The organism is Streptomyces sp. NPDC033966, assembly GCF_055575955.1.
Genome location: NZ_JBVIRQ010000005.1, coordinates 89,494 through 108,952, shown reverse-complemented (window position 1 = coordinate 108,952; position 19,459 = coordinate 89,494). Strand labels below are relative to the sequence as shown.

The following is a 19,459-nucleotide window of genomic DNA, read 5'->3' as shown; positions in this document are numbered from 1 at the left end:
GCCACCCCGCGCACCCGCACAATGGACCGCATCGCGCGAGTAGATCAAGGAGAAACGCATGTTCGGTCAGGCGGGAACCCAGGGCGGCGGCACGGGCGGGACGGACGGCACGGTCACGGACGAGGGCTCCGGCGTCGTGCTCCGCGTGGCGGGGGAGGCGGACCTGGACACGGCCGCGGAACTCTTCCGCGGCTACCTCGACTTCTACGAGGTCACCGTCCAGGACGCGGACGCCCCCCGGGCGTTCCTCGCGGAGCGCATCGCCAAGGGGGAGTCGCTGGTGCTGCTCGCCGACGCGCCCGGGATCCCCGGCACGGTCGGGTTCGCGCAGGTCTACCAGGCGTTCTCCTCCCTCACCCTGCGCACGGCGTGGATCCTCAACGACCTGTACGTGGCCCCGGCCGGCCGCCGTACCGGCGCGGGCCGGGCGCTGCTGGGCGAGGTGCTGCGCCGGGCGCGGGAGGCCGGGGTGGCGGGGGTCCAGCTGGAGACCGCGTACGACAACCACGTCGCGCAGGGGCTGTACGAGTCCGAGGGTTTCGTGCGCGAGGAGTTCCACGTGTACTTCCACGACCTCGGCTGAAACATTTCCCGGGGGCCGTCGCGTCGATGGGGTGAGACGGACGCGAGGGGGAGTGCATGCGGCAGGGTCGCAGAGACGGGTTCCGCGAGTTCGCGGCGGGCCGGTCGGGTCATCTGTACCGGTCGGCCTGTCTGCTGGCCAGCGGGGACACCCACCTCGCCGAGGACCTGGTACAGGAGACCCTGGGGCGGATGTACCTGCTCTGGGGCCGGATCTCGCGCATCGAGAATCCGGCCGCGTACGCGCAGACGGTGCTGGTCCGGGTCTTCCTGACGCACCAGCGCCGCCGCTCGGCGGGGGAGCGCCCCTTCGGGGAGTACCCCGGGGCCGACGGCGCGCAGCCGGCGGCCGGCGGTGCCGATCCGGCGCTGCGGCTGACGCTGCTGGAGGCGCTGGGGCGGCTGGCGCCCAAGGACCGGGCCGTACTGGTGCTGCGGTACTGGGAGGACCGCAGCGTCGAGGAGACCGCTGAGGCGATGAAGGCCACCTCGGCGGCCGTACGGACCCGCACCTCCCGGGCGCTGTCCCGGCTCAGGGAGCAGCTGGGCGGCAGTCTCGCCGAGTTCGCGGGCCGGTGAGGCCCCGGCGCCGTCCTCCCCTCCACCCTGTCCCCCTCCCCGCCAACCAAGTGGAAGGTCTGGTTCCGCATGCCCCCCATGCCCCCCATGCCCCTTGAAGACGAGCTCGGCGAAGCCCTCAGGAGCGCGGGCGCCGCCTTCACGCCGGACCCGCAGGCCCTGGTGGAGGCGGGCGAACGGCGCGGACGCCGGCTGGTGGCCCGCCGCCGGGCCGCCGTCGCCGGGGGCTCCGTGCTGGCCCTGGCCCTGGTCGGGACGGCCGGAGCCTGGACCGGCGGCCTGATCGGGGGTGACGGCAGGGGCCAGGTCGCCTCGGCGCCCCCCCTGCCCAGCCGCCGGCCGGCCGGGCCACCGGCGGGCGGACCGCAGGAACGGGCGGGCACCGGCGCGGTCACCGCACAGCAGATGACCGAGATCCTGAAGTCGCTGATGCCGGCCGGGCAGTTCACCCCCGCCGAGAGCCGCGGCACCGACGACCAGGGCCCCATGGCGACGGGACTCTTCGACGACGGCAAGGGCCAGGGCCGCGTGGGCATCCTGCTCACCCGGACCGACCCGGCCGGCGCGATGGCCAAGGAGATGACCACCTGCCCCGCCCGCAAGGACGTGGCCTTCGACTCCTGCGAGGAGGAGGTGCTCCCCGACGGCTCCCGGCTGCTGCTGATCCAGTCCCACGACTACGACGACGCCCGCAAGTCGGTGAAGGAATGGCGGGCCACCCTCGCCACCCCGCAGGGCTACCTCCTCGACGCCCAGGAGCACAACGCCGTCCAGAGCAAGCAGAGCCGCGTCACCCGTCCCGAACCGCCGCTGGCCATGGACCGGATGAAGGCCCTGGTGCTGTCGGACAAGTGGCGCCCGGCCCTGGAGGACCTGCCGCCCGCACCCTCGGAGAGCAGCTCCCGCAAGGGCCCCGAAGAGGATGCCGAGAGGTTCCTGGAAGGCCTCCTGCGCGGGTACGGGATCCCGGTCGCGGACAAGGGCGGCGACGGCGGCTACGGCTACGTGGTCCTCGACGACGGCAAGGGCCGCTCCCTGATCGAACTCCGCGTCCAGCGCCTCAAGGACGGCACCGCCTTCCCCGCCGACGCCACCGCGCAGCCCGACGGCGTCCACGCGAAGGTCACGCAGGGCCCCGCCGGCGAGAACGCCCCCGGCGTGGTCAGCTGGACGGTGGACACCCTGCGCCCCAACGGGGTGCGGGTGACGGTCTCCGCGTACAACGCCCCCAAGCAGACGGGTCCGGCGAGCCGTACCGCGCCCGTCCTCACCGTGGAGCAGGTGAAGGAGGTCGCGCTGAACCGGCACTGGAGGGACGCCTACGGGCGCTGACGGGGGCGCCGGCGCGAGCGTCGACGGGGGCGCCGACGGGGGGCGGGACTCACTTGGCGTCGGCGTAGCACTCCACCACCGCCGTGGTGAACGGGAAGCGGACCGGGGTGTCCCCGAAGGCGATCCGGCCCGCCCGGTCCCCGGCGGCGCGGATCGCCTCGGCGACGGCCTCCGCCTCCTCGGCCGGACAGTGCACGATCACCTCGTCGTGCTGGAAGAACACCAGCTCCGCGCGCATCCCGGCGGTGGCCTGCCGCAGCGCCGCCAGCATCAGCAGGGCCCAGTCGGCGGCGCTGCCCTGCACCACGAAGTTGCGGGTGAACCGGCCGCGGGCGCGGGTGTTCGTCGAGGCGTAGCCCGGCGTCCAGCCCGTGTCCTCGACGTCGGGGCGCTCCTGCTCCTGGGGGAGGCCCGCCTCGTCGGCCTCGGCGGCGCCGACGGGCGGCGGGCAGGTGCGGCCCAGCCAGGTCCGCACGAGCCGCCCCTCCTCGCCCGCGCGGGCAGCGTCGTCCACGTACGCGACGGCGCGGGGGAAGCGGCGGCGCAGCGCGGCCAGGTTCTTCAGGCCGTCCCCGGAGGTCTGTCCGTAGACCGCGCCGAGCACGGCGAGCTTGGCCTTGTCCCGGTCGCCGGAGAAGCCCTGGCGGGAGACCGCCGTGTAGAGGTCCTCGGGACGCCCGGCCACCTCCATGAAGGCCGGGTCGCGGGAGATCGCGGCGAGGACGCGGGGCTCCATCTGGTCGGCGTCGGCCACCACGAGCCGCCATCCCGGGTCGGCGACGACCGCCCTGCGGATCACCTTGGGGATCTGCAGCGCCCCGCCGCCGTTGGTGACCCAGCGGCCGGTGAGGGTGCCGCCCGGGATGAACTCGGGGCGGAAGCGGCCGTCGCGGACCCAGTCCGCGAGCCAGGACCAGCCGTGGGCGGTGTAGATCCGGTACAGCTTCTTGTATGCGAGGAGCGGTGCGACGGCGGGGTGGTCGATCTCCTGGATCGCCCAGCGGCGGGTGGACCCGAGCCGGACACCCGCCTGCGCGAAGGCCTTGATGACGTCGGCGGGCAGGTCGGGGCGCACGCGGCGGCCGAAGGCGGCGGAGATCTCGTCGGTGAGCTCGGCGAGGCGGCGGGGCTCGCCGCCGCCGGCGTAGCGCTCGCCGAGCAGCTCGGTCAGCAGGGCGCGGTGCACGTCGGCCCGCCAGGGCAGGCCCGCCCGGTGCATCTCGGCGGCGATGAGGAACGCGGCCGACTCGGAGGCGGTGAGCAGGCGCAACCGGTCGGGGTGCGCGGTGGCGGCGGTCCGGCGGGCCTGGTCGGCGTGGACGGCGAGCAGGGCGTCGAGGGGGAGCGGCGCCGTGGCCCCGGGGTCGACGTCGAAGAGGGAGTCCTGCGCGGCGGCCCGCGCGGGCTCGGCGGCGCGCTGCGGGGGGTCCGGGGGGACGGGCGCGTCGTTGAGCCGAGCCCAGGCCGCCGCCGCCGAACGGGGCTCGCCGTACCGGCCCTCGTGGGCGAGGAGCAGCAGCTCGGCGTCCTCGATGTCGTAGCACCGCTCGACGCGGGTGCCGGCGGCGAGGATGCGGGGGTAGACGGCGGCGGTGGACCGCCAGATCCAGCGGGTGCCGGGGGGAGCGCAGCGGATCGCCTCGGCGGGGGTGGCGGTGGTGGTGGGCCGGGCGCCGGCCGGGTGCAGGGGGGTGGCGTGCCACTGGCCGCCGGCGGTTTCGGCGAGGGCCCAGGGGGTGGTGGGGTGGTCGCTCACGGGTGCGAGTGTCCCACTGGGGTCTGACAATGCCCGTGCCCTGGCCGGGCGTGTACGGGGCCGGATGCAGCGCCGGCCGGGCGGGCTGCGCCCGCACCCCTCGGGGCTCCGCCCCCGCACCCCCTGGGGGCTCCGCCCCCGGACCCTCCCCCAGCTACCGCTGGGAGGTGCCCCAGGCAAAGCTGGATGTGCCGCCCCGGGTCGGCGACCTCAGCCCCGCCGGCGTTTGAGGCCTGGGGGTCCCCCCGGACGGAGTCTGGGGGAGGAGGTTGAAGGGCGGGGAGGGGCCAAGCCCGCGCAGCGGCAACGGCCCCGCAGGCTGCGCACCGGCCTCAGCCAGGCGCACCGGCCCCGCCCCGGGGCCGACGGCCGGAGGCCGGCGCAGCGGCGCGAAGCCGGTAAGGCGCCCCGGCCCCGCACCGTGCGACTGACGCGTCAAAAAAGGGCCGTGCAAAGCTGAAGGGGTGAGTCAGTACGCCGATACCGTCGACCGGGCCTTCGCGGCCGCCCTCTACGCCCAGGACGACGCCGGGCTCGACATCGGGGCGTCCGGCCTCGCCGCCGACCCCGCGGCGTGGGGCGGGGTCGGGCGGGAGCTGCTCGCGCGCGGGGAGGCGTACGTACGGCAGGCCTGGGAGCGGGGCTGGCAGCCCGCCGACGTGCTGCGGCTGGTGCGGCGGGACCTGGACGCCGTGCACCTCGCCATCGCCGGTGACGTGATCGCCGCCGAGGCCCGCCGGTACGCGCGGCTCCCCGAGCGGTGGGGCGCGGCGGAGGTGTGGTGGGAGGCGGACGAGGAGTACGCGGAGCGGCTCGCGCGCCGCGAGCGCGAGGACCGGTTCACCCTGGCCACCGCCGTCCTGGAGCTGTACCGGCTGCTGGTCCGGCTGCCGTCCGTCGAGCCTGTCGGACCGGTCCCGGGGGACCCGGCCGGGGACGCCCTGGCGCACGCGCACATCGAGCCGCGCATGCTCGGCCGGATCCGGGCGCTGCTGGCGAAGGCGGAGGCGACGACCTACCCCGAGGAGGCGGAGGCGCTCAGCGCGAAGGCGCAGGAGCTGATGGCCCGGCACACGGTGGACGAGGCGCTGCTCGCGGTGCGCGGCGGCGGTCCGGCGCAGGTGCCCGGCGCCTGCCGGATCGGGGTCGAGCCCCCGTACGAGGAGGCCAAGGCGGTGCTGCTGGACGCGGTGGCCACCGCCAACCGCTGCCGGGCGGTGTGGAACAGCGGGTTCGAGTTCTCGACGGTGGTCGGCTTCGAGAGCGACCTGGAGGCCGTCGAGCTGCTGTACACCTCGCTGCTCGTGCAGGGCACGGCGGCGATGACCCGGGCCGAGGCCGCCCAGCGGGCCGGCGGACGCAAGCGGACCAAGACCTTCCGGCAGTCCTTCCTGCTCGCCTACGCCAGCCGGCTCGGGCGGCGGCTCGCCGAGACCGCCGAGCACACGGCGACCGAGGCACCCGACTACCTGCCCGCCCTGGTGGCCCGGGACGTGGCGGTCGGCGCGCGGGCCGAGGAGATGTTCCCCCGGACCACGACCACCCGGCTGCGAGGCGCCACCGACCACGCGGGCTGGGAGGACGGCACGGCCGCCGCCGACGCCGCCCACGTCGGCGGGCGGCGCCCCTCCCTGCCCTGAACCGTGTCCTCGGTGCGCAGGGCCCGGGCCTCCGGCTTGAGGATGCGGGCCGACCTGCCCAGCGAACGGGACATGTCCGGCAACCGCTGAATAAAAGCTGAAAAGAGTGACGAACGGATACGCTCGACGCCATGAGCTGGCTCCGCGCGCTGAAGGACACCGCGCGCGCGGGCATGACGGTCGAACGGGCCCGCCTGGAGCCCCTCGTCGCCCTCCGGGCGGCCGTCGGGCTCGCCGTCGTCATCGGCGCCGGGCTGGCCCTCCTCGGGCCGGGCGCGGCGGCCAGTTCCGCGTTCGGGGCCTTCATGGCCGCCATCGCCACCTTCCAGCAGAGCTGGCGCCCACGCCCCGCCCTCGCCCTCGCCTCCGGGCTGACCCTGGCCGTCTCCACCTTCACCGGGTACCTGGTCGGGTCCGCCGACGTCGGGCTGTTCCTGCCGATGCTCGCCGTCTGGGCCTTCGCGGCGGGACTGATGTGGGCGGCCGGGCCCACCGCCGGGATCATCGCCTCCGGCAACGTCGCCATCATGCTGGTCACCGTCACCCTGCCGACCTCCGTCCCGCAGGCGGCCGGGCACGCCGCGATGATCGCCGCCGGCGGGGTGGTGCAGGCGCTGCTCATCGTGCTGTTCCCGGTCCGCCGCTGGGGCGACCGGCGCGACGCCCTGGCCGACGCCCTCGCCGCCGAGGCCGAGTACGCCCGCCGGCTGCGGCACGACCCCGTCAGCGCCTTCGACCCCGGGCCCCTGATGAAGGCCCGCGACGCGGCCGCCGTCACCGTCCGGCAGGCCCGGCGGCGGCCCGCCGAGCTGCACGGGGCGCGGGGGCTCGCGGAGCGGGTCCGGCCCGTGCTGGCCTCGCTCGCCGACCCGGCCGTCGGGGCCCCCGCCGAGGGGCCGGCCCGCGAGCGGGTGCGGGAGCTGCTGGAGGCCGCCGGGGCGGTGCTGGACGCCGCCGCGCACGCCATCCGCCACGGGGACCCCGTACGCCTGCCCGCGCCGGCGCTGGCCGTGCTGAAGGCGCCCGACCTGCCGGAGGTGTTCAGCGGCGCGCCGCTGCGGGCCGCGCGCAGGCTCGCCGCCCTGCTGGACGACGTACTGGAGACGGCCGAGCCGGGCTCCGGGCGCACCGCGGACCCCGCCGAGGCCATGCTGCGGCCCACCGTGCCCGCCCTGGTGCCGCTGGTGCTGAAGGCCGTACGGGCCGAGCTGCGGCCCGGCTCGCCCGTGCTGCGGCACGCCGTGCGGGTGACGGCGGCGGCGTGCGCGGGGTACCTCGTCGGGCACGCGCTGCCGTTCGGGCACGCCTACTGGGCGCCGATGGCCTCGGTGATGGTGATGCGGCCGGACTTCACGCAGACCTGGTCCCGAGCCGTGGCCCGCTTCGGCGGCACCCTGGTGGGGGTGGGCGCGGCCACGGCGGTGGTGCGGCTGGCGCAGCCGGGGATGTACCTGTCGGGGCTGCTGGCCGTCGTCAGCGCGGGCCTGATGTACGTGCTGATGCGCACCGGGTACGCCGTCTCGCAGGTCTTCGTCTCCGCGTACGTCGTCTTCCTGCTCGGCATGGGCGGCGCCCGCTGGGACCAGACGGTGCCCGACCGGATCGCCCTCACCCTGGTCGGCGGGGTCCTCGCGATGCTCGCCTACGCGCTCTACCCCGCCTGGGAGACCCCGCGGCTGCGCACCCGCCTCGCCGACTGGCTCGCCGCCGACGGGCGGTACGCGGCCGCCGTGCTCGGGCAGTACGCCGACCCGGCCGGGGCCCGGCGCGCGGACGTGCGGGAGGCGCTGCTGGCGGCCCGGGACGCCCGGATCGCCTGGCAGGAGGCGCTCGCGCGGGCGGAGGGGGAGCCGGTGCGCCACCGGGGGCTGTCCCGGGCGGCCGCCGAGGGCGCGGGTGACGCGCTGGCGGCGCTGGGCCGCACCGTGATGCTGCTGGAGGCCCACCTCCCCGACCGCGCCCACGACCCGGTGCCGGGGGCCGCGGAGCTGGCGCGGGCGGTGCGGGAGGCGACCGGGGCGGGCGCGAAGGCGGTCCGGGAGCGCAAGGTCCCGCGGTGGGACGCGGTCCGGGAGCTGTTGGCGGACCGGGAGGCCCCCGAGCCGGGCGTCCTGCGCGGGGCGGCGGGCCGGCTGCTGGAGTCGCTGGACGAGGTGTCGGAGGCGCTGCGGCCCTGACCAGGGCCCCTGTACGGCGGAAGTGGAGCGCCAGGGTCCTGAACCGCCATCAATGGTGATCAACAGTGACGGGTGGAGCACCGCGCGTGCACGTGCATCTGCCCATGCACGCGGTGGTGAACACAGCTATGATCCGGTGCAGTTGACATCTGCACTATCGGGGGCTTCCTGTGGACCACGCGTACAACGGGATGGCAGCTGCAGAACTCACTTCCCTGTACCAGCTGACCTGGCAGAAGAGCAGACACAGCAACTCGCAGGGATCCTGCGTGGAGTTCGCCAGACTGCCCGGGGGCGACGTCGCCATGCGCAACTCGCGCTTCCCCGACGGACCGGCCCTCGTCTACACGCCGGCCGAGATAGAGGCGCTGCTGGCGGGCGTCAAGGACGGCGAGTTCGACCACCTGGTCGGCTGAGGGAACGGCGCAAAGATCACGCCATGCACGTGCACCGGCCGGGACCGATCGCAATGATCGGGCCCGGCCGGTCGTCCGAGAACGTGGGGCGGGTGCGCGTGCGGCGGGGGCAGGTCAGTCCACGAGCATGAACAGCGCCCAGACCACCTTGCCGCTGAGCCGCCCCGCGAGCGGGTGCCAGCCCCAGCTGTCGCTGTAGGCGTCCACCAGGAACAGTCCGCGCCCCGACTCCAGGTCGCAGTTCTCGTCCGTGCGTTCCGGCGCGAAGGATCCGCCCGGCCGGTCCTCGCTGGGGTCCCGCACCGCGCACACCAGTCGCGTGCTCCACCGCATCAGGTGCAGCCGCACCGCCGCCTCCGGCTCGCCGGACGGCCGTGCCTCGTCCGGCAGGGCGTGGCGCAGGGCGTTGGTGACGAGTTCGGACACGACGAGCGAGACGTCGTCGAAGCGGTTGTCCAGGCCCCACTGGGAAAGGGTCGACCGGGTGAAGGAGCGGGCGCCGCGCACCGCGTCGAAGCGGGCGGGCAGGGCGCAGGAGGCGGATCCGGAGACAGCCGTGGGGTCGACCGGGGGCAGCCCCTGCCGTAACGGCTCGAGCATGGTCGATCCATTCGTCCCCATGCGAGGCACTCCCGGGATTCGCGGACGAAGCGGGCGGCTCCGTCCAAAGAGAACTGCGGGGTGGGTCCCGCGCCGGCGCGAAGAGCACGCAGGTGCGCGGCACCATCGTTCCGAATGCCGAAGCCGGATGCAAGGGCAGATGCACGTGCACGCGCCCGACCCGTCCACTCCCGTGATGGTTCTTGCTCATTTCTTCCTACGCATACTTACGGACTTCTTTTCCGGGACGCCGGATTCCGTTACAGAACGAGTACGGGCCGATGCGTTTTGGTGGCAGACTGCGGCACCGGGGTACGGGGGCCCCGCCGAGGCACGCGCACACCACGCGCACACCATTGCGATGGGGAGGGCAGGACTAGTGACCGCAGAAGCCAGCGGTTCTGTGGTGCGCCGCATCCTCCTGGGCTCACAGCTCAGGCGACTCCGAGAATCCCGCGGCATCACCCGTGAGGCGGCCGGCTACTCGATCCGCGCATCCGAATCGAAGATCAGCCGCTTGGAGTTGGGAAGGGTGAGCTTCAAGGCCAGGGACGTGGAGGACCTCCTCACGCTCTACGGGGTCACCGACGGCACCGAGCGGGAGTCCCTGCTCGGCCTGGTCCGCGAAGCCAACGCGGCGGGCTGGTGGCACAGCTACGGCGACGTGCTGCCCGGGTGGTTCCAGACGTACATCGGGCTGGAGGGAGCCGCCTCCCTCATCCGCATCTACGAGGTCCAGTTCGTCCACGGCCTGCTCCAGACCGAGGCGTACGCCCAGGCCGTCGTGCGCCGCGGCATGCCCGGCGCGGGCCCCGCCGAGATCGACCGCCGCGTCGCGCTGCGCCTGGAGCGCCAGAAGGTCCTGGTCTCCGAGAACGCGCCCGTCTTCCACGCCGTCCTCGACGAGGCCGCGCTGCGCCGCCCGTACGGCGACCGGGACGTGATGCGCGGCCAGCTCGAACACCTCATCGAGATCAGTCAGCGGCCCAACGTGCGGCTCCAGGTGATGCCCTTCTCCTTCGGCGGCCACGCGGGCGAGAGCGGAGCCTTCACCCTGCTGCGCTTCCCCGAGTCCGACCTGCAGGACATCGTCTATCTGGAACAGCTGACCAGCGCGCTCTACCTGGACAAAGAAGAAGAAGTGGCCCAGTACGCGCGGGCGATGGAGCGGCTCCAGGCCGACTGCCCCGACCCCGGCCAGACCCGCGATCTCCTGCGCGGACTCCTCCAACTGTCTTGATCCGCACGTACTATGACGTCTGATCAGTGCATGAAGATGACCGATCGGTCTCCGGTGCAGCGCAAGGGTGCGCGCTCGCAGTAAGGGATGGCATGTCCATATTCACCGACCTGGCTCACCAGTACATCGACGGCGAATGGCTGCCCGGCACCGGTTCGTGGGACATCATCGACGTCAACCCGTACAACGGGGAGAAGCTCGCGGCCATCACCGTGGCCACCGTCGAGCAGGTCGACCGGGCCTACCGTGCCGCCGAGCGGGCCCAGCGCGACTGGGCGGCCACCGGCCCCCACGCGAGACGCACCGTCCTGGAGCGCGCCCTGCGGATCACGGAGGAGCGCCACAAGGAGATCGTCGAGGCGATGATCGACGAGCTCGGCGGGACCCGTCCCAAGGCCGAGTACGAGGTCCACCTCGCGATGGAGTTCCTGCGCGAGGCGGTCCAGCTGGCCGTCCGCCCCGAGGGCCGCATCCTGCCCTCGCTCGTCGCCGGCAAGGAGAACCGGGTCCAGCGCCTCCCGGTCGGCGTGGTGGCCGTGATCAGCCCCTTCAACTTCCCCTTCCTGGTGACCCTGAAGTCGGTCGCCCCGGCGCTGGCGCTGGGCAACGCGGTCGTGATCAAGCCCAACCAGAACGCCCCGGTGGCCGGCGGCGGGATCATCGCCAAGATCTTCGAGGACGCGGGCCTGCCGGCCGGACTGCTGAACGTGCTGGTCACGGACATCGCGGAGATAGGCGACGCGATCCTGACCCATCCCGTCCCCAAGGTCATCTCCTTCGCCGGCTCCGACCGCACCGGCCGCCACGTCGGCTCGGTCGCCGCCCGCCACTTCAAGCGGACCGTCCTCGAACTGAGCGGCAACAGCGCCCTGGTCGTCCTCGACGACGCCGACGTCGACTACGCGGTGGACGCGGCCGTCTTCAGCCGCTTCGTCTTCCAGGGCCAGGTCTGCATGGCCGCCAACCGGATCCTCGTCGACGCGGGCGTGGCCGAGGAGTTCACCGAGAAGTTCACCGCCCGCGTGCGCGCCCTGAAGACCGGGGACCCCCGGGAGGCCGACACCCACATCGGCCCGCTCATCAACTCCTTCCAGGCCGACGCGCTGACCGCGCTCGTGGACCGGGCCGTGGAGTCCGGGGCGCGGGCGCTCGTACGGGGATCTACGCGCGGCAACCTGGTCGAGCCGACCGTCCTCGCCGACCTCCCCGAGGACTCCCCGCTCCTGGGCCAGGAGATCTTCGGGCCGGTCGCCCTGCTGGTCGTCTTCGACGGGGAGGAGGAGGCCGTACGGCTGGCCAACGCGACCCCGTACGGGCTCAGCGGCGCGGTGCACACCCGCGACGTGGAGCGCGGCGTCCGCTTCGCCCGGCGCATCGAGACCGGCATGATGCACGTCAACGACTCCACCATCGGCGACGAGCCCCTCGCGGCCTTCGGCGGCGAGAAGGCCTCCGGGCTGGGGCGCCTGGGCGGCGAGGCCACCGTGGAGGCCTTCACCACCCAGAAGTGGATCTCGGTCCAGCACGGCCGGACGACTTTCCCGTTCTGACGTCCCACCCGACTTTTTCCCGCCCGCGCGCGGAGTTGCGGACAGCACCTGACCGCAATCCTCCGTAGCGTGGTTCTTGTCAGCGGGGGAGGGCCCCGCACAGGGGATGAAGAGGTGGATGGTCATGGCCGAGATTTCCGGTGAGGTCCTGGGCGACGAGCGCGGCACCCTGCTCGCCTTCATCGAGTCGCAGCGCACCGCGATGCGCGAAGCGGTGGCGGGGCTGACCGAGGAGCAGGCGGCGAGCCGCCCGAGCGCCAGCGAGCTGTCCCTGTCCGGGCTGCTCAAGCACGTGGCCGAGGTGGAGCTGGGCTGGCTGCGGATGGCGCAGCAGCGGGACAACGAGATCGCGAGCGCCCGCCAGGACTACGCCGAGGGCTTCCGGCTCGTCGGCGAGGAGACGGTCCCGTCCGTCCAGGCCTTCTGGGACGGGGTGACCGCGGAGCTGGTGGCCTTCGTCGCCGCGCTTCCCAGCCTGGACGAGACCTTCCCGCTGCCGCCGGCGCCCTGGTTCCCGGAGAACGGCAAGGTCTCCATGCGCTGGATGCTCCTGCACCTGATCGAGGAGTTCGCCCGGCACGCGGGCCACGCGGACATCATCCGCGAGACCCTGGACGGCACGAAGGCGATGGGCTGATACCCCGCCCGGAACATCGGGCTTGCACCTCACGCGACGTGAGGAACCACAGTGGAGGGCGTACCCAACCGTAAGGAGCGGAAAGCGATGGGCTACTCCGTGGGCCAGGTCGCCGGTTTCGCCGGAGTCACGGTGCGCACCCTGCACCACTACGACGAGATCGGGCTGCTCTCCCCGAGCGGCCGCAGCGGCGCGGGACACCGGCGTTACGACGACGCCGACCTGGACCGGCTGCAGCAGATCCTGTTCTACCGGGAGCTCGGCTTCCCACTCGACGAGGTCGCGGTCCTGCTGGACGATCCGCGTTCGGACCCGAGGGAGCACCTGCGCCGGCAGCACGCCCTCCTGTCCGACCGGATCGCCCGGCTCCAGCAGATGGCCAAGGCCGTTGAGCACGCCATGGAGGCGAAGAAGATGGGCATCAACCTCACGCCCGAGGAGCGGTTCGAGGTCTTCGGGGACAAGGACCCCGAGCAGTACGCGGAGGAGGCGGAGCAGCGCTGGGGCGGCACGGAGGCCTACGCGGAGTCGCAGCGCAGGGCCGCCACCTACACGAAGGACGACTGGAAGCGCGTCCAGGAAGAGTCCGCCGACTGGGGCGCCCGGTACGGGGCGCTGGTGGCGGCGGGCGAGCCGGCGGAGGGCGAGGCGGCCATGGACATGGCCGAGGAGCACCGCCTGCACATCGGGCGCTGGTACTACGACTGCCCGTACGAGATGCACACCTGCCTCGGCGACATGTACGTCGCGGACGAGCGCTTCAAGGAGTACTACGACTCGATGGGTCCCGGCGTCGCCGAGCACCTGCGGGACGCCATCACGGCGAACGCCGTGCGCAAGGCGTAGCCGGCCATAGCAAGGCGTAGCGGAACCTCCGGCCGTCCCGCCCCCTCCGGTCCCTGGAACCCGGTGGGGGCGGTGTGCGTTCATAATTGAGACCGCCTGCCATGTCGCGTCCCCCACCGCAGACGTCCCCCTGATCCAGGAGAGCCCGGAAACGTGGAACCCCTCTACACGCTTGCCCTCGGCCCCGCGTGGCTGTCCCCGGAGTATCTGATCGGGCACTTCGGCCTGATCGGCATCCTGGTCATCGTCTTCGCGGAATCGGGCTTCTTCGCGTTCCTGCCCGGCGACTCCCTGCTCTTCACGGCGGGCCTCTTCGTCGCCAGCGGCGACATCAGCCAGCCGCTGTGGGCGGTCTGCACGATGATCGCGGCCGCCGCGATCCTCGGTGACCAGGTCGGCTACCTGCTCGGCAAGTTCTTCGGCCCGAAGCTCTTCAACCGGCCGAACAGCAAGGTCTTCAAGCGGGAGAACCTGGACGCCGCGCACGACTTCATGGAGAAGCACGGCCCCAAGGCGATCGTGCTGGCCCGATTCGTGCCGATCATCCGCACGTTCGCGCCCATGGTGGCCGGCGCCAGCGCGATGAAGTACCGGACCTTCCTGACCTTCAACGTCATCGGCGGCGTCCTGTGGGGCGCGGGCGTCACCGTCCTCGGCTACCAGCTGGGCCAGTTCGAGGTCATCAAGAAGAACGTCGAGCCGATCTTCATCGGCATCGTGCTGATCTCGGTGATCCCGGTGATCTTCGAGGTGCTGAAGGCCCGCAAGACCAAGAAGGCCGACGAGGCCGTCGGCCCGGTGCAGCCCGGCTACCCCCAGCAGGAGCAGCCGCCGGCCCCCGGCCAGCGCGGCCGCCACGCCAAGCGCTGACGCCCCCGACAGAGCCCCGTACGCCCCGGAGACGGCCCGTCCCCGGGGCGTACGCGTACCCGGGCGCGGGCGGACCCGGGCGCAGGCGGACCCGGGCCCGTGGGCGCGGCCCGGTGTCAGAAGCCGCGGGTCCGCTTCGCCGCCGCCCGGCGCTTGGCCGCGCTGCGCGCGCCCGGGATCCGCATGAAGAGCCGTGAGGTCTCGGAGCCGAGGTTCACTCCGATCGCGATCGCGAGTGCGATGGCGGCGGCGTTGGTGAGCGAGGCGAGCCCCGTGTCGAGCCGGTTCTCGGCGATCGAGAGCAGCCCGTAGTACGTGGCCGAACCCGGCAGCAGCGGCCCGATCGCGGCGGTCACGTACGGCAGGGCGGAGGCGAACCGGTAGCGCGAGAAGAGCTGGCCGAACAGGCCGACCAGGCCGGCCGCGATGGCCGTGGACGGCACCGGCGGCAGTTCGGCGGCGCGCAGGGCGCCGAAGGTCACCCAGGCGACCCCGCCGTTGAGGGTGACGATCCACACCGTGGAGCGCTCCTGCTGGAGCAGGATCGCGAACGTGAACACCAGCACCATCGAGGCGAGGGTCTGGAGCACGGGGCGGTGCGGGATCTGGAGCACCTCGTCCGGGTTCGGCGAGGCGCCGAACTGGAGACCCACGTAGATCACCACCAGTACGCCGACGATGATCCCGATGAAGAGGTACATGACCTCCAGCAGGCGGGCGGAGGCGGTGATGTAGAAGCCGGTCAGTCCGTCCTGCACGGCCGCGACCAGGGCCCGCCCGGGCAGCAGGGCGAACAGGCCGCCGGTGATCACGGCGGAGGCGCGGACGTCGAACTCGGCGATCTTCAGGGCCACGCCGATGGCGGCCGGCGGCATCGCGGCGACGACGAACTGGTAGAACTCGGGCAGCCCGCGGTCGGCGAAGTACCAGGCGAGGCGGTCGCCGAGGACGGCCCCGAGGGCGGCGCAGAAGAAGACGGTCACCCCGCCGCCGACCAGGGTGGAGGCGGCCCCCGCGAGCAGCCCGGCGGCGGCGGTGAGCACCCAGGTGGGGTACGGGTGGCGGTTGCGCCGGATCACGGCGAGCCGGCGGTAGGCCTCCTCCAGGGAGACCTCCACCTCGGGCGCGCTGATGTCGTCGACCAGCCGGAAGACGGCGGCGAGGCGGGTGTAGTCGGTGCCGCGGCGGCGCACGGTGCGGTTCGCGGAGACGGGGTCGCCCACCAGGGAGGGCTGGTGGGTGATCGACAGCAGGGTGAAGGTGACGGTGGGCTCGCAGCGGTCGAGCCCGTAGGAGCGGGCCACCGCGAACATCGCGGCCTCCACGTCCTCGGCGCCCTCGCCGCCCGCGAGCAGCAGCTCGCCGATGCGCAGGGTCAGGTCGAGCACGCGGCCCACGGCGGGGCCGGACTCGCTCTGCCGCTGGACCGCCTCGGGGACCGGCCGGACGTCCACCGGCATGCGCAGCATCGTGCGCATCCGGTCCTGCCAGGGGGAGGAGGCGGGGAAGCCGGGGGCCGGGAGGGGGGTGTGGGCGGGCGGGGACTGGCTGGCGCTGTAGGCGGCAGGGGAGGCGAAGGCGGAGCCCTCCGCTTCGGCGGGGGGCGGGGCGGTGCCCTCCGGGAGGGCGAACTCGGAAGTGGGCTGGTCCTCGACCGGAACCTCGGGCTCCATCCCGGGTGGCGGGGTGAAGGCGCTGTGCGCCTCGTCGGACGCGGGCTTCTTGTCCGCCGTCCCGTCGGCCTCCGCCACGCGTCCTCCCACCCTTGATCACCGGCGGTATCAGTATGCGGAATCGTTTCGTCCATGGCGAAGCGAGCCCCTGCCGGCGGCGGCACACCCGGCGGCGGGAACGCCGCAGCGGGCGGCGCCCCCGTGGGGGTGCCGCCCGCTGCGGTCAGGCGTTACCGAGCGGCGGAGCTCAGTGGTGGCCGCCCTGCGCCTCCAGGCGCTTGTACGAGGCCTCGATCTCGGCCTCGGCCTCGGTGCGGCCGACCCAGTTCGCGCCCTCGACGGACTTGCCCGGCTCCAGGTCCTTGTAGACCTCGAAGAAGTGCTGGATCTCCAGGCGGTCGAACTCGGAGATGTGGTGGATGTCGCGCAGGTGCTCGACACGCGGGTCGGAGGCCGGCACGCACAGCAGCTTGTCGTCGCCGCCCGCCTCGTCCGTCATGCGGAACATGCCGATCGCGCGGCACTTGATCAGGCAGCCCGGGAACGTCGGCTCGTCCAGGATGACCAGCGCGTCCAGCGGGTCGCCGTCCTCGCCGAGGGTGTTCTCGACGAAGCCGTAGTCCGTCGGGTAGCTGGTCGAGGTGAAGAGGCGACGGTCCAGACGGATCCGGCCGGTCTCGTGGTCCACCTCGTACTTGTTCCGCGAACCCTTGGGGATCTCGATGGTGACGTCGAACTCCACGTCCTGCTCCTCCATGATCAGCTCCGGCCCAGTGCCGAAGCTTGACTGCTTCGAGACGGCATTTGATTCAAATGCGTGCGCGTCCGGCCCAGCCCTGCGGGTGGGGTGCCATGCTCGCGGCAAGACGCAGTGGTTAAGTGTCCCTCACGCATATGTGTGATCGCGAAAGGGGCTGGTCCGAGGTGCCATTGGTCAAGACGTGGCAGCTCATCGCGGGGTCGGCCGTCGCCGGCCTCGCCCTTTCGGCTGCGGCGGTGGCCACCGCCGGTCCTTGGGACTCCGGCCAGCGTAAGGCCGAGCGGGACAGGGCCGCCTCCTGGAGCCGGACGGGTGGTGCAGATCACGCCGCCGGGGGCCTCCCGCAGGCCGCGCCCAGCGCTCCCGGGGTGCTGGCCGGACTCGCACCGCGCGCCGACGGCGGCGGCGCCGCGCTCGCCGGGGCCCTCGCGCCGCTGCTCGCCGACCCCGCGCTCGGCACCGCGCGCGGCGCCTCGGTGATCGACATCGCGACGGGCCGGGTGCTCTACGAGGCCGGGGCGGGCGAGGCCATGACCCCGGCCTCCACCATCAAGATCGCCACCGCGAGCGCCGCCCTGGCCGCGCTCGGGCCCGAACACCGGATCCGGACCACCGTGGCCCCCGGAGCCGGCCCCGGGGAGATCGTCCTGGTCGGCGGCGGCGACCCGTCCCTCACCGCCAAGAAGAAGAGCCCGGCCGGCTCCGGCGGCAGCCTGGTGGCCCTCGCCGCCGACACCGCCCAGGCCCTCAAGGCCACCGGCACCGACACCGTGACCCTCGGCTACGACGACTCCCTCTACACCGGAGCCGTCCTCCACCCGATCGGCCGCGACGAGAACATCGCCCCCGTCACCGCCCTCACCGCCGACGAGGGCCGCCCCGACGACTCCACCTCCGGTCCCGTCGCCCGCACCGACGACCCCTCCAAGGACACCGCCCGCGCCTTCGCCGCCCTGCTGCGCGACCGCGGCATCAAGGTCAACGGCGAGCCCGCCGAGGCGAAGGCCCCCGCCGGGGCCCAGCCGCTGGCCACCACCTACTCCACCCCCCTCGTCGGGCTCGTCGAGCGGATGCTGACCCACAGCGACAACGACATCGCCGAGGCCCTCGCCCGCCAGACCGCCCTCGCCGCGGGCCGGCCCGCCAGCTTCGAGGGCGCCGAGAAGGCCGTCACCGAGAAGCTGGCCTCCCTCGGCCTCGACCTCACCGGCTCCCGCTTCGCCGACGGCAGCGGCCTCAACCGGGCCGACAGGCTCAGCACCCGGCTCCTGACGGCCCTCCTCGCCAAGGCCGCCGACCCCCGCCACCCCGAGCTGCGGCCGGTCCTCACCGGACTGCCCGTCGCCGGCTTCACCGGAACCCTGCGCGCCCGCAACACCGCGACCTCCCCGGCGGCCGGCCTGGTGCGCGCCAAGACGGGCACCCTGAACGGGGTGAACTCCCTCGCCGGCACCGTCGTCGACCCGTCCGGGCGGCTCCTGGCCTTCGCCTTCCTGGCCGGGAACACCCCCGACAAGGCCGCCGCCGAGAAGGGCCTCGACAAGCTGGCCGCCGCCGTCGCCGCCACCCCCTGACCCACAGGGGGATCCGCCGCGGCGCCGGTCCACGTACGGTTGACGCATGACGAGCATCGGTGGTGCGGAGATGGTCGACTGGAACCTCGCGGTGGCGACCGCGACCCGGCTGGTGAGGCCGGGTCCGGAGGTCAGCCGCGACGAGGCCCGGGCAGTGGTGGCGGAACTCCGCCGGCACGCCAGGACCTCCGAGGAGCACGTGCGCGCGTTCACCCGGATGATCCCCGAGGGCTCCCCCCTCCCCGACACCCCCGTCCTCGTCGTCGACCGGGCCGGCTGGGTCAGGGCCAACGTCGCGGGCTTCCGCGAACTGCTCGGCCCGCTGCTCGGCAAGATGCAGGACCGCCGCTCCGCCACCCCCGGCGGCGCCGTCATCGGCGCGGTCGGCGGCAAGGTCACCGGCGTCGAGCTGGGCATGCTGCTCAGCTTCCTGGCCTCCCGCGTGCTCGGCCAGTACGAGACCTTCGCGCCCGCCGGCCCCGACCTGCCCGGCGGCGGCGCCCCCGGCGGCCGGCTGCTGCTCGTCGCGCCGAACATCGTGCACGTCGAACGCGAGCTGGAGGTGGACCCGCACGACTTCCGGCTCTGGGTCTGCCTGCACGAGGAGACGCACCGCACCCAGTTCACCGCCGTCCCCTGGCTGCGCGCCCACCTGGAGGGCGAGATCCAGACCTTCCTCGGCGCCACCGAGCTGGAGCCCGGAGCCGTCCTGGAGCGGCTGCGCGAGGCCGTCCAGTCCTTCGCCGGAGCCCGCGCCGAGGGCGAACGCGGGGACGAGGGCCCCTCACTGGTCGAACTCGTCCAGACCCCCGAACAGCGCGAGGTGCTCGCCCGGCTCACCGCCGTCATGTCCCTGCTGGAGGGCCACGCGGACTTCGTCATGGACGGCGTCGGACCTGACGTCGTCCCCTCCGTCGCCGAGATCCGCGAGAAGTTCCAGCAGCGCCGGGCCAGCGGCGCGGGCCGCCTCGACGCCGCCCTGCGCAAGCTCCTGGGCCTCGACGCCAAGCTGCGCCAGTACCGCGACGGCGAGCGCTTCGTGCGGGCCGTCGTCGGCCAGGTCGGCATGGACGGCTTCAACCGGGTGTGGACCTCACCCAACACCCTGCCGACCAAGACGGAGATCGCCCGCCCCGCGGACTGGGTGGCCCGGGTCCACCGCAAGGGGAGCACGCAGAGCGAAGAAAGGTGAAGCAGGAGGCGTAAACATGTCTCACTGGGGGAAGC

At 73.5% G+C, this 19,459-nt stretch carries 17 protein-coding genes; 13 read left to right on the top strand and 4 right to left on the bottom strand.

What is annotated here, in order from left to right:
• Positions 1 to 58 precede the first annotated feature (58 nt).
• The 3 genes from ACZ518_RS15630 to ACZ518_RS15620 all read left to right on the top strand — a co-directional run bounded on the left by ACZ518_RS15630 (position 59) and on the right by ACZ518_RS15620 (position 2,493).
• Positions 59 to 583, top strand: a complete 525-nt coding sequence (locus ACZ518_RS15630; RefSeq protein WP_469113581.1) for a GNAT family N-acetyltransferase — start codon at positions 59 to 61, stop codon at positions 581 to 583.
• Between the two features lie 56 nt (positions 584 to 639).
• Positions 640 to 1,161, top strand: coding sequence for a SigE family RNA polymerase sigma factor (locus tag ACZ518_RS15625; RefSeq protein WP_469113580.1), 522 nt, complete (start codon positions 640 to 642; stop codon positions 1,159 to 1,161).
• 87 nt (positions 1,162 to 1,248) lie between these two features.
• Positions 1,249 to 2,493 carry a hypothetical protein gene (locus ACZ518_RS15620; RefSeq protein ID WP_469113579.1) on the top strand — a complete coding sequence of 415 codons (1,245 nt, stop codon included), beginning with the start codon at positions 1,249 to 1,251 and terminating at the stop codon, positions 2,491 to 2,493.
• A gap of 49 nt (positions 2,494 to 2,542) precedes the next feature.
• On the opposite strand, the gene ACZ518_RS15615 is transcribed toward ACZ518_RS15620, so the two are convergent.
• Positions 2,543 to 4,249: a bifunctional 3'-5' exonuclease/DNA polymerase gene (locus tag ACZ518_RS15615; protein ID WP_469113578.1), complete on the bottom strand. Its 1,707-nt coding sequence runs from the start codon at positions 4,247 to 4,249 to the stop codon at positions 2,543 to 2,545.
• Between the two features lie 464 nt (positions 4,250 to 4,713).
• Between ACZ518_RS15615 and ACZ518_RS15610 the strand changes: the two genes are divergently transcribed.
• The 3 genes from ACZ518_RS15610 to ACZ518_RS15600 all read left to right on the top strand — a co-directional run bounded on the left by ACZ518_RS15610 (position 4,714) and on the right by ACZ518_RS15600 (position 8,482).
• Entirely contained in the window at positions 4,714 to 5,889 is a 1,176-nt protein-coding gene (locus tag ACZ518_RS15610) for a DUF2786 domain-containing protein (RefSeq protein WP_469113577.1), read from the top strand.
• Between the two features lie 131 nt (positions 5,890 to 6,020).
• The gene (locus ACZ518_RS15605; RefSeq protein ID WP_469113576.1) at positions 6,021 to 8,066 is read left to right on the top strand and encodes an FUSC family protein; all 2,046 of its coding nucleotides are present in this window, start codon (positions 6,021 to 6,023) and stop codon (positions 8,064 to 8,066) included.
• Positions 8,067 to 8,236: 170 nt separating this feature from the next.
• Positions 8,237 to 8,482, top strand: coding sequence for a DUF397 domain-containing protein (locus ACZ518_RS15600; RefSeq protein WP_125818357.1), 246 nt, complete (start codon positions 8,237 to 8,239; stop codon positions 8,480 to 8,482).
• A gap of 114 nt (positions 8,483 to 8,596) precedes the next feature.
• Here the strand turns inward: ACZ518_RS15600 and ACZ518_RS15595 are convergent, their stop codons facing one another.
• Positions 8,597 to 9,082: an ATP-binding protein gene (locus ACZ518_RS15595; RefSeq protein WP_469113575.1), complete on the bottom strand. Its 486-nt coding sequence runs from the start codon at positions 9,080 to 9,082 to the stop codon at positions 8,597 to 8,599.
• Positions 9,083 to 9,443: 361 nt separating this feature from the next.
• Here ACZ518_RS15595 and ACZ518_RS15590 point away from each other — a divergent pair, with 361 nt between their 5' ends.
• From ACZ518_RS15590 to ACZ518_RS15570, 5 genes are all read left to right on the top strand, one after another.
• Positions 9,444 to 10,322 carry a helix-turn-helix domain-containing protein gene (locus ACZ518_RS15590; RefSeq protein ID WP_469113574.1) on the top strand — a complete coding sequence of 293 codons (879 nt, stop codon included), beginning with the start codon at positions 9,444 to 9,446 and terminating at the stop codon, positions 10,320 to 10,322.
• A 92-nt stretch (positions 10,323 to 10,414) separates the two neighbouring features.
• Positions 10,415 to 11,872: an aldehyde dehydrogenase family protein gene (locus ACZ518_RS15585; RefSeq protein ID WP_469113573.1), complete on the top strand. Its 1,458-nt coding sequence runs from the start codon at positions 10,415 to 10,417 to the stop codon at positions 11,870 to 11,872.
• Between the two features lie 118 nt (positions 11,873 to 11,990).
• Complete coding sequence (locus ACZ518_RS15580; RefSeq protein WP_469113572.1) at positions 11,991 to 12,509, top strand: DinB family protein; 519 nt, start codon at positions 11,991 to 11,993, stop codon at positions 12,507 to 12,509.
• A gap of 87 nt (positions 12,510 to 12,596) precedes the next feature.
• On the top strand, positions 12,597 to 13,355 hold the full coding sequence (locus ACZ518_RS15575; RefSeq protein WP_469113571.1) for a MerR family transcriptional regulator: 759 nt from the start codon (positions 12,597 to 12,599) through the stop codon (positions 13,353 to 13,355).
• Between the two features lie 153 nt (positions 13,356 to 13,508).
• Positions 13,509 to 14,225 (top strand): DedA family protein, encoded by a 717-nt coding sequence (locus ACZ518_RS15570; protein WP_469113570.1) that lies wholly within the window; start codon positions 13,509 to 13,511, stop codon positions 14,223 to 14,225.
• Between the two features lie 116 nt (positions 14,226 to 14,341).
• On the opposite strand, the gene ACZ518_RS15565 is transcribed toward ACZ518_RS15570, so the two are convergent.
• Positions 14,342 to 15,976 (bottom strand): threonine/serine exporter family protein, encoded by a 1,635-nt coding sequence (locus ACZ518_RS15565; protein WP_469113569.1) that lies wholly within the window; start codon positions 15,974 to 15,976, stop codon positions 14,342 to 14,344.
• A 169-nt stretch (positions 15,977 to 16,145) separates the two neighbouring features.
• Entirely contained in the window at positions 16,146 to 16,640 is a 495-nt protein-coding gene (locus ACZ518_RS15560; protein WP_361600844.1) for an inorganic diphosphatase, read from the bottom strand.
• 182 nt (positions 16,641 to 16,822) lie between these two features.
• Between ACZ518_RS15560 and dacB the strand changes: the two genes are divergently transcribed.
• Together dacB and ACZ518_RS15550 are read left to right on the top strand one after the other, a co-directional pair.
• Entirely contained in the window at positions 16,823 to 18,232 is a 1,410-nt protein-coding gene (gene dacB / locus ACZ518_RS15555; RefSeq protein ID WP_469113568.1) for a D-alanyl-D-alanine carboxypeptidase/D-alanyl-D-alanine endopeptidase, read from the top strand.
• A 46-nt stretch (positions 18,233 to 18,278) separates the two neighbouring features.
• Complete coding sequence (locus ACZ518_RS15550) at positions 18,279 to 19,424, top strand: zinc-dependent metalloprotease (RefSeq protein WP_469113567.1); 1,146 nt, start codon at positions 18,279 to 18,281, stop codon at positions 19,422 to 19,424.
• Positions 19,425 to 19,459 lie beyond the last annotated feature (35 nt).

Coding starts and splice junctions, on each gene's coding strand:
- ACZ518_RS15630 (WP_469113581.1), top strand. CDS start 59: ATGTTCGGTCAGGCGGGAACCCAGGGCGGCGGCACGGGCGGGACGGAC.
- ACZ518_RS15625 (WP_469113580.1), top strand. CDS start 640: ATGCGGCAGGGTCGCAGAGACGGGTTCCGCGAGTTCGCGGCGGGCCGG.
- ACZ518_RS15620 (WP_469113579.1), top strand. CDS start 1,249: ATGCCCCTTGAAGACGAGCTCGGCGAAGCCCTCAGGAGCGCGGGCGCC.
- ACZ518_RS15605 (WP_469113576.1), top strand. CDS start 6,021: ATGAGCTGGCTCCGCGCGCTGAAGGACACCGCGCGCGCGGGCATGACG.
- ACZ518_RS15595 (WP_469113575.1), bottom strand. CDS start 9,082: ATGCTCGAGCCGTTACGGCAGGGGCTGCCCCCGGTCGACCCCACGGCT.
- ACZ518_RS15590 (WP_469113574.1), top strand. CDS start 9,444: ATGGGGAGGGCAGGACTAGTGACCGCAGAAGCCAGCGGTTCTGTGGTG.
- ACZ518_RS15585 (WP_469113573.1), top strand. CDS start 10,415: ATGTCCATATTCACCGACCTGGCTCACCAGTACATCGACGGCGAATGG.
- ACZ518_RS15580 (WP_469113572.1), top strand. CDS start 11,991: ATGGTCATGGCCGAGATTTCCGGTGAGGTCCTGGGCGACGAGCGCGGC.
- ACZ518_RS15575 (WP_469113571.1), top strand. CDS start 12,597: ATGGGCTACTCCGTGGGCCAGGTCGCCGGTTTCGCCGGAGTCACGGTG.
- ACZ518_RS15550 (WP_469113567.1), top strand. CDS start 18,279: ATGACGAGCATCGGTGGTGCGGAGATGGTCGACTGGAACCTCGCGGTG.